This is a genomic window from Clostridium intestinale (assembly GCF_035905475.1).
In the GTDB taxonomy this organism is placed as follows: Bacteria; Bacillota; Clostridia; order Clostridiales; family Clostridiaceae; genus Clostridium_T; species Clostridium_T intestinale.
On sequence record NZ_CP121166.1, the window covers coordinates 1,974,578 to 1,988,833 of the forward strand.

Annotated in this window: 17 protein-coding genes and 1 other annotated feature; of the genes, 7 read left to right on the plus strand and 10 right to left on the minus strand. The window is 29.9% G+C overall.

What is annotated here, in order from left to right:
- Positions 1-22 precede the first annotated feature (22 nt).
- The 3 genes from P8F83_RS10200 to P8F83_RS10210 form a co-directional block, all read right to left on the minus strand.
- Positions 23-601: a hypothetical protein gene (locus P8F83_RS10200; RefSeq protein WP_326514514.1), complete on the minus strand. Its 579-nt coding sequence runs from the start codon at positions 599-601 to the stop codon at positions 23-25.
- Positions 602-664: 63 nt separating this feature from the next.
- Positions 665-1,048: a hypothetical protein gene (locus tag P8F83_RS10205; RefSeq protein WP_326514515.1), complete on the minus strand. Its 384-nt coding sequence runs from the start codon at positions 1,046-1,048 to the stop codon at positions 665-667.
- Positions 1,049-1,086: 38 nt separating this feature from the next.
- Complete coding sequence (locus P8F83_RS10210) at positions 1,087-1,479, minus strand: DUF2721 domain-containing protein (protein WP_021801267.1); 393 nt, start codon at positions 1,477-1,479, stop codon at positions 1,087-1,089.
- Between the two features lie 222 nt (positions 1,480-1,701).
- Between P8F83_RS10210 and P8F83_RS10215 the strand changes: the two genes are divergently transcribed.
- Together P8F83_RS10215 and P8F83_RS10220 are read left to right on the plus strand one after the other, a co-directional pair.
- A complete protein-coding gene (locus P8F83_RS10215; RefSeq protein ID WP_326514516.1) occupies positions 1,702-2,091 on the plus strand; it encodes a YtxH domain-containing protein in 390 nt (129 codons plus the stop codon).
- A gap of 1 nt (position 2,092) precedes the next feature.
- On the plus strand, positions 2,093-2,407 hold the full coding sequence (locus tag P8F83_RS10220) for a DUF948 domain-containing protein (RefSeq protein ID WP_238902380.1): 315 nt from the start codon (positions 2,093-2,095) through the stop codon (positions 2,405-2,407).
- Between the two features lie 22 nt (positions 2,408-2,429).
- On the opposite strand, the gene P8F83_RS10225 is transcribed toward P8F83_RS10220, so the two are convergent.
- The gene (locus tag P8F83_RS10225) at positions 2,430-3,506 is read right to left on the minus strand and encodes a GNAT family N-acetyltransferase (protein ID WP_315108338.1); all 1,077 of its coding nucleotides are present in this window, start codon (positions 3,504-3,506) and stop codon (positions 2,430-2,432) included.
- A gap of 214 nt (positions 3,507-3,720) precedes the next feature.
- Here P8F83_RS10225 and P8F83_RS10230 point away from each other — a divergent pair, with 214 nt between their 5' ends.
- Genes P8F83_RS10230 through P8F83_RS10245 form a run of 4 tightly spaced genes read left to right on the plus strand, consistent with a single transcriptional unit; the run spans position 3,721 to position 8,001 of the window.
- Positions 3,721-4,260, plus strand: a complete 540-nt coding sequence (locus P8F83_RS10230; RefSeq protein WP_021801263.1) for a helix-turn-helix domain-containing protein — start codon at positions 3,721-3,723, stop codon at positions 4,258-4,260.
- Positions 4,261-4,275: 15 nt separating this feature from the next.
- Positions 4,276-5,325: a spermidine/putrescine ABC transporter ATP-binding protein gene (potA, locus tag P8F83_RS10235; protein ID WP_315108341.1), complete on the plus strand. Its 1,050-nt coding sequence runs from the start codon at positions 4,276-4,278 to the stop codon at positions 5,323-5,325.
- Complete coding sequence (locus P8F83_RS10240; RefSeq protein ID WP_326514517.1) at positions 5,318-6,154, plus strand: ABC transporter permease; 837 nt, start codon at positions 5,318-5,320, stop codon at positions 6,152-6,154. The genes potA and P8F83_RS10240 overlap by 8 nt, the downstream gene beginning before the upstream one ends.
- Positions 6,154-8,001, plus strand: a complete 1,848-nt coding sequence (locus P8F83_RS10245; RefSeq protein ID WP_326514518.1) for an extracellular solute-binding protein — start codon at positions 6,154-6,156, stop codon at positions 7,999-8,001. Before P8F83_RS10240 ends, P8F83_RS10245 begins: the two co-directional genes overlap by 1 nt.
- A gap of 52 nt (positions 8,002-8,053) precedes the next feature.
- On the opposite strand, the gene ndk is transcribed toward P8F83_RS10245, so the two are convergent.
- Positions 8,054-8,452: a nucleoside-diphosphate kinase gene (ndk, locus tag P8F83_RS10250; RefSeq protein WP_326514836.1), complete on the minus strand. Its 399-nt coding sequence runs from the start codon at positions 8,450-8,452 to the stop codon at positions 8,054-8,056.
- A gap of 142 nt (positions 8,453-8,594) precedes the next feature.
- Between ndk and P8F83_RS10255 the strand changes: the two genes are divergently transcribed.
- On the plus strand, positions 8,595-8,867 hold the full coding sequence (locus P8F83_RS10255) for an acylphosphatase (protein ID WP_181600834.1): 273 nt from the start codon (positions 8,595-8,597) through the stop codon (positions 8,865-8,867).
- A gap of 32 nt (positions 8,868-8,899) precedes the next feature.
- On the opposite strand, the gene P8F83_RS10260 is transcribed toward P8F83_RS10255, so the two are convergent.
- From P8F83_RS10260 to P8F83_RS10280, 5 genes are all read right to left on the minus strand, one after another.
- Entirely contained in the window at positions 8,900-9,874 is a 975-nt protein-coding gene (locus tag P8F83_RS10260; RefSeq protein ID WP_326514519.1) for a glycoside hydrolase family 73 protein, read from the minus strand.
- Between the two features lie 102 nt (positions 9,875-9,976).
- Positions 9,977-11,647 (minus strand): 2-isopropylmalate synthase, encoded by a 1,671-nt coding sequence (gene leuA / locus P8F83_RS10265; protein WP_326514520.1) that lies wholly within the window; start codon positions 11,645-11,647, stop codon positions 9,977-9,979.
- 120 nt (positions 11,648-11,767) lie between these two features.
- Positions 11,768-11,959: a binding site (T-box leader), on the minus strand.
- Positions 11,960-12,002: 43 nt separating this feature from the next.
- A complete protein-coding gene (gene speE / locus P8F83_RS10270) occupies positions 12,003-12,848 on the minus strand; it encodes a polyamine aminopropyltransferase (RefSeq protein WP_326514521.1) in 846 nt (281 codons plus the stop codon).
- A gap of 14 nt (positions 12,849-12,862) precedes the next feature.
- The gene (gene speD, locus P8F83_RS10275) at positions 12,863-13,282 is read right to left on the minus strand and encodes an adenosylmethionine decarboxylase (protein WP_021801253.1); all 420 of its coding nucleotides are present in this window, start codon (positions 13,280-13,282) and stop codon (positions 12,863-12,865) included.
- Between the two features lie 360 nt (positions 13,283-13,642).
- Positions 13,643-14,209: a hypothetical protein gene (locus tag P8F83_RS10280; protein ID WP_021801252.1), complete on the minus strand. Its 567-nt coding sequence runs from the start codon at positions 14,207-14,209 to the stop codon at positions 13,643-13,645.
- Between the last annotated feature and the right edge of the window lie 47 nt (positions 14,210-14,256).

Genomic DNA, 14,256 nt, shown 5'->3' on the forward strand with positions numbered 1-14,256 from the left:
GATTAAAATTCAGTCTCCTTGTTTATTTTCTTGAACTAAGTCCAATCAAACATTCCCTATCTTCTGTTGTAAAAGATAGTGTAGCAGGGTTATAATCTCTTCTTATTATGCTATTAAAAACCTTTGACGCAACCTCATTATAATTACCGCACAAATCAGTTATATCATCATTAAAAAACTGTACTATCTCTTTTTTTATAATACCAACTACTTGCCCAACAGTTTCTGCAACAGCAGTTGGAATTATACCATCTGTAATTACAAATCCTCTATATAATGGGTTTCCACCTAATGCATCCGTTAAAAGCTTTGACAGCTCTTCCCCATTTAATTTATGAATACGAGGATATACTCGTATCTCACAAGGTGCATAAACCTTTATTTTTAATCTACTTTCGCCGTATACGTACTCTGGAACAAGCATATTGGCAATAGCTTTAGCTTTTTTATTATCATTAACTAAAATCCTAACAACATATTTCTCACAAGATCTTTCCTCAAGTTCTCCAACTTCCACTTGAGGGTCTAATCCAATGGTACAAGCAATTTTGTTTCTTTGAGTTACCCATGGTGGAGATAACTTAGTACCTGAGTGTATCATATAATTACCCCCTTTTAACTTCCTATTTTAGTATATTCTTCCAGTCGAATAATGTTGAATATTTTAAGTTAACTTTTGAAAACAAATTTGCTTATGAATCTGATTATTGCTTACATCAAGAGTATATTTATATATGTATGGGCAATTATTTTCTCTCCAAATCCTCATATAAATTGCATCAGCTTTCTCTTTATAATAATAATTTTCCTCATATTCATCACTAAACTCTAAAAATTCTTTAATTGAGGACATTTCTAGTTCTACATCACTATTTTTAGAATTTTTGAACAAGGGATATAAGTATTTGAGAGGAAGTACATATTTATTTTTATCTTTTTTCTTCCCCTCCAAAATAAGCCTCTTTATAAAGGTATCTTTTTCCTCTTCTTTTATATACAATTCTAAAAATAGGAGACCTCTTTTATTTTTATTTACCTTTAACTTCATATTTTTCTCCTATTCTTTATCATAAGTTAAGCTCTAGATTAACAATCTTCTAAATCTTCAATTTGTACACTTATTGCTTTAACAGATATCTGCACTTCATAAATAGATAATCCTAAAGAAATAAGTAAAGCTATAAGTGACATTCCAAAGGTTATTTCTCCCAGTAAATATCTATCTAAAAATATACTAAACATTGATAATACGCATAAAAAGAAACTTATTGCAGCAGCAATTTGAGTATATCTTATAATTTGTATTCTTTTATTTAAATTTCTAATCTGCTTTAAAAATCTAGGCTCCTTTTCTTTTCTATACTGAATATCTAAACTTCTTAATAACTGAGCTAAGTTTAAAAATCTTGTTGTATATGCAGATATCAACAATGAAATAGCTGTAAATAATAAGGCAGGTGTGGTTAATTCAAACTTCATTACTCTTCTCCTATTTTTAAAATGTTATAATATTATAATATTGTAATGTTCCAACATTATAACATTGTAATATTATAATAATACTTCTACAAATTTATTTCAAATATTCACTTATTTTTACTAATTAAACATATAACTTCTTCTCTATCCATATTTAACTTGTCCATTTTTGTACTATGTAGTATAATTATTCTATAAATTCAGAAAATGGAGGTACTAAACATGGGATTAAGAGATTTAGTAGAAAAAAAGAAAAGAGAACAATTAAAGAGAAAAAAGATAGAATCAGCAAAGAAAATTAGTGCAGGTGCTACTGCTGGTATAGCTCTTGGAGTTCTAGGTGGATTACTTTTAGCTCCTAAGTCTGGTAAAGAAACAAGAGAAGACATTAAGGATGCTTATAAAAAAACTAATGAAAATATAAAAAATACTGTAAATGATACAATTGCTTTAGCTAAAGACAAAAAAGAAGAAACTATTTCTAATGTAAAAGAAGCTAAAGAAAAAATTGCTTCATACCTAGAATCTAAGAAAAATACTGATGTAGTTAATAAGGAGATTGAAGAAGTTAAAGAAGCAGTTGAAGAAATAGCTGATAACTTGGAGGAATAAGATGTACGTTGATATAAGATATATATTTTGGGGCATTATAGGAATAGCTCTTGTTATAACCTTAGGTTACTTAGCCCTAACTTTTAAAAAACTATCAAGTTTATTAGACAATATTAACTCTACCCTAACTTCTAATAAGGAAAACATAAATAAAACAACAACTAATATTGCTGATATAACTGGCAATGTTAAAGATATAAGTGATGCAGCAACTGACGTTACTGCTGATGTTATTGTTGCTAAAGATAGCCTTATAAACAATATGGTTATTTTTAAAGACATCTTGTCAATAATTTTAACTACATTTAAAAAATAAAAAAGCGACTATGTCGCTTTTTTTATTCTATATATTCTAATAACTTTTCTGTTAACTCTTCTCCTACTATAGCATTAATAATTTTAAAAGTTCCTTCCATTGAACTCTTCCCACCTCTAGCTGTAACTATTCTCCCATTATCTACAAAGTTTTTTCCACTTATAGTAGTTGAAGGCGATAATACTTGAACTTTATCAACTATAAAATTAGGAGCTGCAATAGTGTGATCCTTAATTAATCCGCATTGAGCTAAAAGTAAGATTCCCTCTCCAGTAGCAATTATAAAATCCGAAGACTTGTACTCATTTTTTACGAAACTGCAAAGTTTTGAATCATTTAATACATTATTGAAGCTGCTTCCCCCTGGTATTATAAGTATATGGGAAGAAAGTTCATTCTCTATACCTCCTCTTGGAATTATATCTACTCCATTTGAAGCTTTGACAGTCCGCTCTCCTACTGTATATAAATCAAATATTTCTTTATCAGCAACTTTATTTAAGAGATTAAATAGTTCAAAGGTTGATGCTATTTCCATAAAATCTACACCATCATAAACTACACAACATACATTTTTCTTTTCGCTTTTAGATATGGTTAAAAAAGAACTTTTAGAAATTCTATAAGTAAATTCTCCTTTTTGCTGCCTTATGACTTCAAAACCAAAGGTATCCTCTATGCTTTCAGGATATCTATTTAATACCTTTTCCATCATAATTTGTCCACCAAATTCTAAAAAATAATACTCTAATAACAATCTAATTGCTTCTTTTCCATATCCTTGTCTTCTGTATTTATCTTCTATTTTAATATTAAACCTAGCTATCTTAGTTGCAGAGTCATATCCATGAAAACTGACTTCTCCAATAGGTACATTATCTATATTATAAATCAAACAATAAAAATTCTTACCATCAGAAGGATAAATCATTTTTTGATAAAATAGCTGCCACTTTTCTTTAGGGAAATTAAAAACGCCCCCTATATCCTCCATTGTCTTTTCATCATTCCACAATTTCTGGGTATATTCTAATTCATTGAATTCCGGCTGTTTAATGTATATTAATTTCCCATCACGCCTATATAAATTATTTTTCATATAATCACCCATAATTTCCTTTGATACTAATAATATCTCATATTTTAACTTTTTTATCAATTGCATTTTATTTTTGATAGTTATTTGTAACTTATGAGGTAAAAAAATCTTGATTTACTTATTTATTGACTATATAATAATATTTGTTTGTTTAGTAATCTTAAACTTTCAGTTTAGTAAAACTTACATTTCACAACTTAAAAGGAGTGTTTATATGCAAATAGGTGATAAAATACGACGATTAAGAATCGAGAAACAATTAACTCAAGAAGAATTAGCTAATAGATGTGAACTCTCTAAAGGATTTATTTCTCAACTAGAAAATGATCTAACTTCTCCATCTATAGCTACTTTAATAGATATATTAGAAATCTTAGGTACTAACCTTACAGAGTTTTTTAGTGAAGACAATCAAGAAAGAGTTACTTTCACTAAAGATGACATGTTTGAAAAAGAAGACTCTGAGCTTAAGTATTCCCTTATGTGGTTAATACCTAATGCTCAAAAAAATGAAATGGAACCTATTATGATAACTCTTGATCCAGATGGAAGATATGTAGAAGAAGAACCTCATGAAGGTGAGGAATTTGGATATGTATTATCTGGTATAATAACTCTTCATTTAGGCGACAGAAAATACAAAGTTAGAAAAGGCGAAAGCTTTTATTTTAAACCTAGGGAAAATCATTTTATTTCTAATCCTGGTAAAACTTCAGCAAAAGTTATATGGATTAGTACTCCCCCATCATTTTAGAAAGAGGTGTTTGTTTTGTCAGAAAACATTATTGAAATTAAAAATGTATCAAAAAGTTATGATGAGCATAAGGTATTAGATGACTTATGTATTAGTGTAAAGAAAAATGAGTTTTTGACTCTTTTAGGTCCTAGTGGTTGTGGAAAAACAACAACCTTAAAGATATTAGCAGGTTTTGAATCAGCTGATAAAGGCGACATTATTTTTGAAGAGAAGGTTATTAATAATATTCCTCCATATAAGAGAGCTCTTAATACTGTGTTCCAAAAGTATGCATTATTTCCTCACATGGATGTATATGATAATGTATCCTTTGGTTTAAAAATAAAAAAGCTTTCTAAAGATGAAATAGATGAAAAAGTTAAAAATATTCTTAAATTAGTTTCTCTTGATGGGTTTGAAAATCGTAGTATTGACTCCTTATCAGGTGGACAACAACAAAGAGTTGCTATAGCTAGAGCCTTAGTAAATGAACCTAAAGTTTTGCTTCTAGATGAACCTTTAGGTGCTTTAGATTTAATACTTAGAAAAGAAATGCAACTTGAACTTAAAAAGATTCAACAAAAGTTAGGTATAACCTTTATATTTGTAACTCATGATCAAGAAGAAGCATTAACTATGTCTGATAAAATCATAGTTATGAATAACGGTAAGATTCAACAAATGGGAACGCCAGAAGATATCTATAATGAACCTGCAAACTCTTTTGTAGCTAGATTTATAGGAGAAAGTAACATATTACCTGGAATTATGAAAGAAGATTTTAACGTAAACTTCTGCAATAAAGATTTCGAATGTGTGGACAAGGGCTTCTTAGAAAATGAAGAAATTGAAGTGGTAATACGCCCTGAAGATATAAAGATAACTTCCAAGGAAGAAGGAATGTTATTTGGAACTGTAACTTCAGTAATTTTTAAAGGTGTTCATTATGAGATAGAACTTATGGAAGCTGATAGAAGATGGATAATACATAATACTAAAAACGCTTCAGTTGGAGATGTTCTAGGAATGAATATATTCCCAGAAGATATTCACATAATGAGAAAGGTGAGTGAAAATGAATAAGAGAAAAGGACTTGCAGCTTACCCTTACCTAGTTTGGAGTATTCTATTTATAGTTATTCCACTACTTATAGTGTTATTTTTCAGCTTCACTGTAAAAGCAGATGATTCTTATGTTTTTAGCTTAGAGAACTATCAAAAACTATTTTCAACTCAATACCTAAAGGTTTTTGGAAGAAGTTTAAGCTTAGCTTTAATCTCAACTTTAGCTTGTTTAGTTTTAGGCTACCCTATTGCTTATATAATCTCTAAAAAAGCTGCTATTAGTAGAAATATGCTTATAATGCTTATTATTCTTCCTATGTGGATGAACTTTTTACTTAGAACCTATTCTTGGCTTTCTATCTTAGGTAAAAATGGTATCATAAATACTCTTTTAATGAAGATAGGTTTAGGTCCTATAGATATACTTTATACAGATACTGCTGTTATTTTAGGAATGATATACAACTTTTTACCTTTTATGATTATTCCTATTTATACAGTACTAATAAAGATTGATTCTGATTTATTAAATGCTGCTGCAGATTTAGGGGCAGATAGATCAATCGTATTTAAAAAGGTTATTTTCCCACTATCAATCCCAGGGGTAATGTCTGGTATAACAATGGTATTTATGCCTGCTGTATCAACTTTTATAATTTCAAGCCTTCTAGGTGGTGGACAATACATGTTAGTTGGTAACCTTATAGAACAGCAATTTACGAATATAGGTGATTGGAATTTTGGATCTGCTATTTCAATTTTTATGATGATAATAATTCTTATATCTATGGCTATACTGTCTAGATATGAAGGTGACAACAGTAAGGAAGGCGGTGCTATTTTATAATGAAAAGATTAGAAAGTATAAGCTCAAAAGTATACATGTTTTTAATTTTCTTATTTCTATATGCACCTATACTTGCTTTATTAGTGTTTTCCTTTAATGATTCTAAATCCATGGCATCTTGGCAAGGATTTACCTTCAAATGGTATATAGAGCTTCTTCACAACGATAAGATCCTAAGAGCCTTATATAACACCATACTTATAGCTTTATCATCAGCAACTATAGCAACTATTATAGGTACTATTGCAGCTATCGGCATATTTAATATGAAAGGTAAACTTAAGAACATTCTATTAAACATAAACTATTTACCTGTCCTTAACCCAGACATAGTTACAGGTATAGCTTTAATGAGTTTATTTGTTTTCTTCAGTCTTACTTTTGGATATAAAACAATGCTTTTAGCCCATATTACCTTTAATATACCCTATGTAATATTATCTGTTTTACCTAAACTTAAACAGATGCCTGTTAATATAACAGATGCAGCTTTAGATTTAGGTGCAACACCTAGTTATACTTTAAGAAAGATAATCATTCCTCAAATACAACCAGGTATTTTAGCAGGTTTCTTGATGGCTTTTACCATGAGTATAGATGACTTTGTAATTTCCTTCTTTACTACTGGTTCAGGAGTTTCAAATCTTTCTATAGAGATCTTCTCAATGGCTAGAAGAGGAATTAAACCAGAAATAAATGCACTTTCAACTTTGATGTTTATTACAGTACTTTCTCTTTTACTTCTTGTAAATAAGAAAGAGTTAACTTCTGAAAAGAAAACTAAGAAAGTAACCAACAAAAATAACAATAGAGCCTTAGCTTTTGCTCTTGCTATTGTTGTACTTGTTTCTACTTTAGTATTTGTTGGAAAGAGTAACTCTACTACCAAAACCCTAAATGTATTTAATGTAGGTGATTACATAGATAGAGATTTACTTGACAAGTTTGAACAGGAGACAGGCATCAAGGTAAACTATGAAGAATATGATACAAACGAAATAATGTATCAAAAACTAAAGGGCGGTAATTCAGACTATGATATAGTTGTACCATCTGATTACATGTTAGAGAAAATGATTAAAGAAGATATGGTTGAGAAACTTAACTTTGACAATCTTCCTAACTATGAGTATATAGATGAAGATTATAAAGGACTTTCATATGACCCTAATAATGAATATTCTGTACCATATATGTGGGGAACAGTTGGTATAATCTACAACACAACTATGGTTGATGACCCTGTAGATTCCTGGAACATTCTTTGGAATCCTAAATATACTAAGGAAATAATGATGTTTGACTCCATAAGAGATACTCTAGCTATTTCTCTTAAAAGATTAGGATATTCTTTAAATTCTACTAATCCACAAGAAATAGCTAAAGCTAAAGATGAGTTAATAAAACAAAAACCTTTAGTTAAAGCATATGTAGTTGATGAAGTTAAGGATAGAATGATAGGTGGAGAAGCTGCTTTAGCTACAGTTTGGTCTGGAGATGCTATCTATATGATGGAAGAGAACCCTGACTTAGCTTATGTGGTTCCTGAGGAAGGAAGTAACAAGTGGTTTGATACTATGGTAATTCCTAAAGGTTCAAAACACAAAGAAGAAGCTGAAACCTTTATAAACTTCTTACTTGATCCAGAAAATGCAAAACAAAACGTTGAGTATATTGGATACTCTACACCTAATGCTGCTGCTTATGATCTTCTAGATGAAGAAACTCAAGAAGATGAGGCCGCATATCCTCCTGAAGATATTTTAGACAAATGTGAAGTATTTATAGATTTAGGAGATAAGATAAAACTTTATGATGATGCATGGCTTGAAATAAAAAGTCATTAAAACAAAAACGGATTCCTTAAAAGAATCCGTTTTTTATATGTTATTAAATAGCTTAAAACCAAAGTGCTATTTCCCTTTCAGCACTAGATTTAGAATCAGATGAATGTACTGAGTTTTCAGTTTTATTAACTGCAAAACGCTTTCTTATAGTTCCCTCTTCCGCCTTTTCTGGATCTGTTGCTCCATTTATCCTTCTTACTTCATCTACTGCATTTTCACCTTCTAAAATCACAGCACATAAAGGACTTCTTGTTATATATTTTATAAGGTTATCATAGAATGCTTTTTCTTTATGTTCTTCATAGTGTTTTTCAGCTAAACTTTTATCCACCTTAAAAAGCTTCATAGCTACTATTTTTAGATTATTACTTTCATAACAATCCAATATCTTTCCTATTAAATTTCTTTCAACTGCATCAGGTTTAATTAGAACAAAACTTTTCTCAATCATAGTCATAAATTCCTCCATATTCCAGTCTACTTAATATTATACCAAATATTCTGTATATTTCAAATATTAAAATATTTCTCTTTTATTTTTCCTTTTATGAAACTTTTTGATATAATTTTATTATTAAAGGTTGGAGGTAATTATGAAGAGATATCATATTATTGCTTCTGGTAGAGTTCAAGGAGTTGGTTTTAGATATTTTGTGCTTCTTAAGGCCAACACCCTTAATTTAACTGGAACTGTTAGAAATCAATCCAATGGAAATGTTGAAATTTTTGCTCAAGGAGACGAAGAGCATATTCTTAAACTAATAAGTGAACTTTATAAAGGAAATGGCTTTTCTTCTGTTGATGACATAAGTTCAAAGGAAGTTCCTTTAGAAAATAAAGAAAAATCTTTTAAACTAATCTACTAATGAAAAAATAGTTAAGTGTTCAACTCGAACCCTTAACTATTCCCAAATTGTTTATTAAATTTATTTTTTAATACAATGTTATCTAATATCATAAGATCGTTTGCCCTTACGATAGAGTATATATCTATTGCATATACCTTTTCACCTTTTGCATTTTCGGCTGTTGAGTATCCGCCTTTTTCTAAAGCCTTTGCCATAGCTTCGTAATCTTTAGCCTCAAAAACCCCCGCCTGTCTATATCTAGGATGAGTAGTTAAGAAGTTACCATAATCATCAAAAGACTCTGATACGGTGTCATATAACCTAAATTTATCTTTTATTTTTTCATTATGAAACTCTGTGGTTTCCATAGTTACGGTTTTTCCCTTCCAACTAGTATCAGCCTTTATGCCAAAGTAGTTCTTTGCCTGTTGGCTTAATACTGATTCTCCCCAGTGACTTTCATAAAAAGCTTGTGCAACTACTATAGAAGGTAATATACCATACTTTTCATAAACCTCTATTGCATAAGGTTTAACACTTTCAACAAACTTTCTTTGAGGCGAGTCTTTCTTTAAATTCTCTGAATATAGTCCCATTTCATCTAATTGTTCATAATATGATGTTACTCTTGATGTTTGTTTATCATCAAATTTTAAGTCCGCCGCTACCTCTAGCATATCTTTTGAGCCGTAATATGTTTTACCACCTGACTGTTTTTCTATTATAAAACTTTCAGCTATGTTTTCTATTTCATTTTCATCAACGTTTACTATGTAATTATTTGCTTTTACAGCACTAATTGCTGCAAGCTCTTTCCAATTTAACTGAATCTTTTCTACACCCATTTTATCAGCTTCATCTACATACAATCTAACTATATCCTTAGTTATTGCTATGTTTTTAAGTCTTGCTTGCTCTAACTTGTATCTGTTGTACTTTTTAAGAGCATATACTGACCCTAAAGCCCCTATTAGCATTATAACCATAAGCGCAGCTAAAATTTTAAGTCCTCTTCCTTTTTTCATTAAACCACCTCACTTTAACATAATATCATAAATCTCTTTAGTTTGAATATAAAAAACACCAGAAAATTTCTGGTGTTTTTATTAAAAATATGTTACAAATTCTTAACTTAACTTTATTATCCTTTTATTTACTGCACTTATTATTCCTTTTATGGAAGCTAGTATGATATTACTATCTGTTCCTACTCCATAATAACTTTCATTTTTATCATCTGTTACTTCAATATATGCAACTGATTCTGCATTTGAATCACTTCCTAAAGAGTGCTGAGTATATGATGTTACCTTACATCCTCCAAATAGTCCATTTAAGGCATGAACAAAGGCATCTATAGGCCCATTACCTGAACCTGTTATATTAACCTTCTCACCATTATTTTTCATCTCAGCCTTTATACATATGTCTTGACTTGAAAGCTCTTTACTACTGATTTCAAATCTCTCTAAGACTAGTGGAGCCGGTATATTTAAATAGTTATCTTTAAAGGCTTCTAATATAGTTTCAGCGTTAACTTCTTTAGCACTTTCATCTGCAATGTTTTGAATAACTAAACTTAAATCCTTTTGCATAAATTTAGGTATAGTAAATCCATAATAGTTTTGCATGATAAAGGCTATTCCACCTTTTCCTGATTGAGCGTTAATTCTAATTAAAGCTTCATAATTTCTGCCAACATCTTTAGGATCTATAGGTAGATATGGAACCTCCCAGTATCCGCCCTCTTTGTAATCAACAAGTCCTTTATTAATAGCATCTTGATGAGAACCTGAATATGCAGTGTATACAAGTTCCCCAGCATAAGGTTGCCTTTCTGGGATAATCATCTCGGTACAATCTTCATATATATCTACTACATTATCTATCTTACCAAAATCTATCTCTGGATCTATCCCTTGTGTATATAGATTTAATCCTAAAGTAACTAAATCTACATTCCCAGTTCTCTCTCCATTACCAAATAGAGTTCCTTCTATACGATCTATTCCAGCAAGCATAGCAAGTTCTGCAGTTGCAATTGCTGTTCCTCTATCGTTATGAGGATGAGAACTAAGTATGATACATTCTCTATTTTCTATATTATTTGAGAACCACTCTATTTGATCTGCATATATATTAGGTGTATACATCTCTACTGTTGTCGGAAGATTTAAAATAACCTTATCTTCTATAGTAGGTTTCCACTCCTTAACCACTGCATCACATATCTCTAATGCATACTCTAATTCTGTTCCACTGAAACTTTCTGGAGAATACTCTAAGGTAAATTTAGTTTCTGGATATTCTCTTGTTAATTCCTTTATAATTTTAGTACCTTCTACTGCTAAATCTATAACTTCTTGTTTAGATTTATTAAACACAACTCTTCTTTGTGCAACTGATGTAGAGTTATATAAATGTACTACTGCCTTCTTTGCTCCTTTAAGAGCTTCAAAGGACTTTTCTATAAGTTCTCTTCTTGCCTGAGTTAATATTTGTATAGTAACATCTTCTGGTATTAAATTATTTTCAATAAGATGTCTAGTAAAATCAAATTCTATTTGCGAAGCTGCTGGAAAACCTATTTCAATTTCCTTGTACCCCATTTCAACAAGGAGATTAAAAAACTCCATCTTTTTCTCTAAGCTCATAGGATTTCTAAGCGCTTGGTTACCATCTCTTAAGTCTACACTACACCATATTGGTGCTTTAGTTATGAGATTACTCGGCCACTTTCTTTCTTTTAATTCTACATTTTGATACTGCTTATACTTTTTAAATCCTTCTCTTTTCATAGTTTTGCCCCCTTTTTTATTTGAAATTGGACGGTAGAGTTCTCAGCTTCTTTTTAACTTTATAAATATATACGAAATTATTACAAACTCCTAAAGCATAAAAAGCGCCCTAACACTCCATATTGGAGCGCAAGGGCGCGGTACCATCCAAACTTATAACTTAATTAAAATAACGGTTATTAACCGGTTGAATCTACTTAATTTCAATTCACAGCTCTTTGAGCGAGTTCAGAAAATTCATCTGCAGACTTACACCAACCGACTGCTCTCTAAAAAACTCTTCTTCTTACTACTCTCATTCATCGCCTTTGATATTTTAGTAAAATATTATACTAATTCCATATAAATGTCAACCCTATTTTTCCAAATTATTTTTAACGTAATTAGGAAGAGCAAATGAACCTCTATGAATATCCTCATTATAATATTTAGTATAGTTTAATTTTTCTTTAAATTCAAACCCTTTAAAGTCCTTTATAGGATGATATTTTTTAGATGCAAATCCAAATAACCAATGTCCTGATGCATATGTAGGCATGTTGTATTGATAAACTTCACATATAGGGAAGATATTTTTAATCTTACTATATGATCTCTTCATTTCTCTAGCGTTATTAGGATAATATGGACTTTCACATTGGTTAACCATAATCCCATCCTTTGTTAAAGCTTTGAAACAGTCTTTATAGAATGACTCTGTAAACAGTCCCTCTCCAGGCCCTATTGGATCTGTAGAGTCTACAATTATTATATCATAATAATCTTCCTTATCTTTAACATACTCTAATCCATCTTGATAAAAGACCTTAACTCTTTCATCAGAAAGTTTACTTGAAGTAAAAGGTAGATATTTTATAGATGCTTCTACAACCACTGGATCTATTTCAACCATGTGAATCTCTTCAATATTTTTAAAAGATGTAAGTTCTCTAACAGTACCTCCATCTCCTCCACCTATTACTAAAGCTCTCTTTATATTAGGATTAACTCCTAATGCAACATGAGTTATCATTTCATGATAAATAAACTCATCCTTTTCAGTAACCATTGTCCATCCATCAATAACTAAAACTCTTCCAAACTCATAAGTATCTATAATATCGATTTTTTGAAAATCGCTTTGTCCTGTAAATATATGTTCCTTTACCTTCATTGAAAATTTAACATTTTCAGTTTGATTTTCTGTATACCACAATTCCATCTTTGTTCCTCCAACTATTTAACATCCATAGGTTTAAAAGTTATAACTTCATCCTGAACCTTAGAATAATTTCTTATTTTCTCAACCATTCCTCTAGCAATTTCTGTAGATTCACTTCTTTCTGCTTTTAGTACATCTTCTAAGTAATCAAATGCATCCCATGGATTTATTGTATCTCCACAGGTATATAAATCTACAGACGCATAACCATATTCTGGCCATGTATGAATTGTTAAATGAGATTCTTGTATTATTACTGCACCACTAACTCCCCAGGGATTAAACCTGTGAAAACAACTAGTCACTATCGTAGCCTTTGATCGTATAGCTGCCTCTCTCATATATTCTTCGATTATTTTATGATCCTTTAGTAAGTCCTTATCGCAATTATAATATTCAACTAAAATGTGTCTTCCCAATTGTTCTAGTTTCATTTTAATCCCTCCATTAATATTTAATATGTCCTATATGTTACATAAATATTTTTGTAGTAACACAGCGAATAACATAAAAACCTCCTTAAATCTTATTTATATAAACTTTTATATATATTTATATATATTTTGTTTACTAATATTAAATTTAAAGTTTAATTTATTAAACTTTTTTCATTTGTTTACTTTTACTAAACTTGATGTTTTATATATATTAACCAATAAATACTATATCATATTTTAAATGTTAATATATAATCCAAAATTAGACGAAAAAATAAGATCAGCTTACTTTATACTAAACTAATCTTAATTTACTCATATTTTCTTTTATTATTTATGATTTACTATATATATTGATTAAAAATTATCCCAAAGTTCTTCTAAATCTTCATAATCCATAAATACATTTTCTAAAAGGTCAGCTACATCATCTTCATTCCAATAATTATATTTTTCAACATTCTGAAGGAAAATCACATTCCCATCAGTTTCGCCTTTTACTAATTTTATTTTATTAACTCTATGAACATATTCTTCAATAGGCAAAACTAATTCGTTGTTAATACTAAGACAGCATAACCTTTCGTTAGTTTCATCTCTTACATCAAGAACTATCTCTTCTTCATGTAAAAGTTTTTGAAGAAAATCTCTTTGAACCTTATTTCCATAATCAAACCACATATCATAGATACTTTCTTCAACCTCCCCTATCTTAATTAAAATCAAAAGTATGGTAACTTTTTTATTCTCAATATAGGCAGTTTTTATTCTTATATCTACCTCTTGGCTAATATAGTCTAATAGATCTTTGTAGTCTTTTATAAATATAAAAGGTACATCTTTCCCATTAAAATTAACCACTAAAGGTACTGCAGCACCAGGTGGTGTCTGATCTAACACATCATTTACCGTTATATTATTCATATTATCACTTCCTATACTATTAAGTCTCTCGCTGAATATCTAAGATA

What these genes read in the sequence shown, in the direction of transcription:
- P8F83_RS10200 (WP_326514514.1), bottom strand. Translation starts at nt 601, where the DNA reads ATGATACACTCAGGTACTAAGTTATCTCCACCATGGGTAACTCAAAGA.
- P8F83_RS10205 (WP_326514515.1), bottom strand. Translation starts at nt 1,048, where the DNA reads ATGAAGTTAAAGGTAAATAAAAATAAAAGAGGTCTCCTATTTTTAGAA.
- P8F83_RS10210 (WP_021801267.1), bottom strand. Translation starts at nt 1,479, where the DNA reads ATGAAGTTTGAATTAACCACACCTGCCTTATTATTTACAGCTATTTCA.
- P8F83_RS10215 (WP_326514516.1), top strand. Translation starts at nt 1,702, where the DNA reads ATGGGATTAAGAGATTTAGTAGAAAAAAAGAAAAGAGAACAATTAAAG.
- P8F83_RS10220 (WP_238902380.1), top strand. Translation starts at nt 2,093, where the DNA reads ATGTACGTTGATATAAGATATATATTTTGGGGCATTATAGGAATAGCT.
- P8F83_RS10225 (WP_315108338.1), bottom strand. Translation starts at nt 3,506, where the DNA reads ATGAAAAATAATTTATATAGGCGTGATGGGAAATTAATATACATTAAA.
- P8F83_RS10230 (WP_021801263.1), top strand. Translation starts at nt 3,721, where the DNA reads ATGCAAATAGGTGATAAAATACGACGATTAAGAATCGAGAAACAATTA.
- P8F83_RS10240 (WP_326514517.1), top strand. Translation starts at nt 5,318, where the DNA reads ATGAATAAGAGAAAAGGACTTGCAGCTTACCCTTACCTAGTTTGGAGT.
- P8F83_RS10245 (WP_326514518.1), top strand. Translation starts at nt 6,154, where the DNA reads ATGAAAAGATTAGAAAGTATAAGCTCAAAAGTATACATGTTTTTAATT.
- ndk (WP_326514836.1), bottom strand. Translation starts at nt 8,452, where the DNA reads ATGATTGAGAAAAGTTTTGTTCTAATTAAACCTGATGCAGTTGAAAGA.
- P8F83_RS10255 (WP_181600834.1), top strand. Translation starts at nt 8,595, where the DNA reads ATGAAGAGATATCATATTATTGCTTCTGGTAGAGTTCAAGGAGTTGGT.
- P8F83_RS10260 (WP_326514519.1), bottom strand. Translation starts at nt 9,874, where the DNA reads ATGAAAAAAGGAAGAGGACTTAAAATTTTAGCTGCGCTTATGGTTATA.
- leuA (WP_326514520.1), bottom strand. Translation starts at nt 11,647, where the DNA reads ATGAAAAGAGAAGGATTTAAAAAGTATAAGCAGTATCAAAATGTAGAA.
- speE (WP_326514521.1), bottom strand. Translation starts at nt 12,848, where the DNA reads ATGGAATTGTGGTATACAGAAAATCAAACTGAAAATGTTAAATTTTCA.
- speD (WP_021801253.1), bottom strand. Translation starts at nt 13,282, where the DNA reads ATGAAACTAGAACAATTGGGAAGACACATTTTAGTTGAATATTATAAT.
- P8F83_RS10280 (WP_021801252.1), bottom strand. Translation starts at nt 14,209, where the DNA reads ATGAATAATATAACGGTAAATGATGTGTTAGATCAGACACCACCTGGT.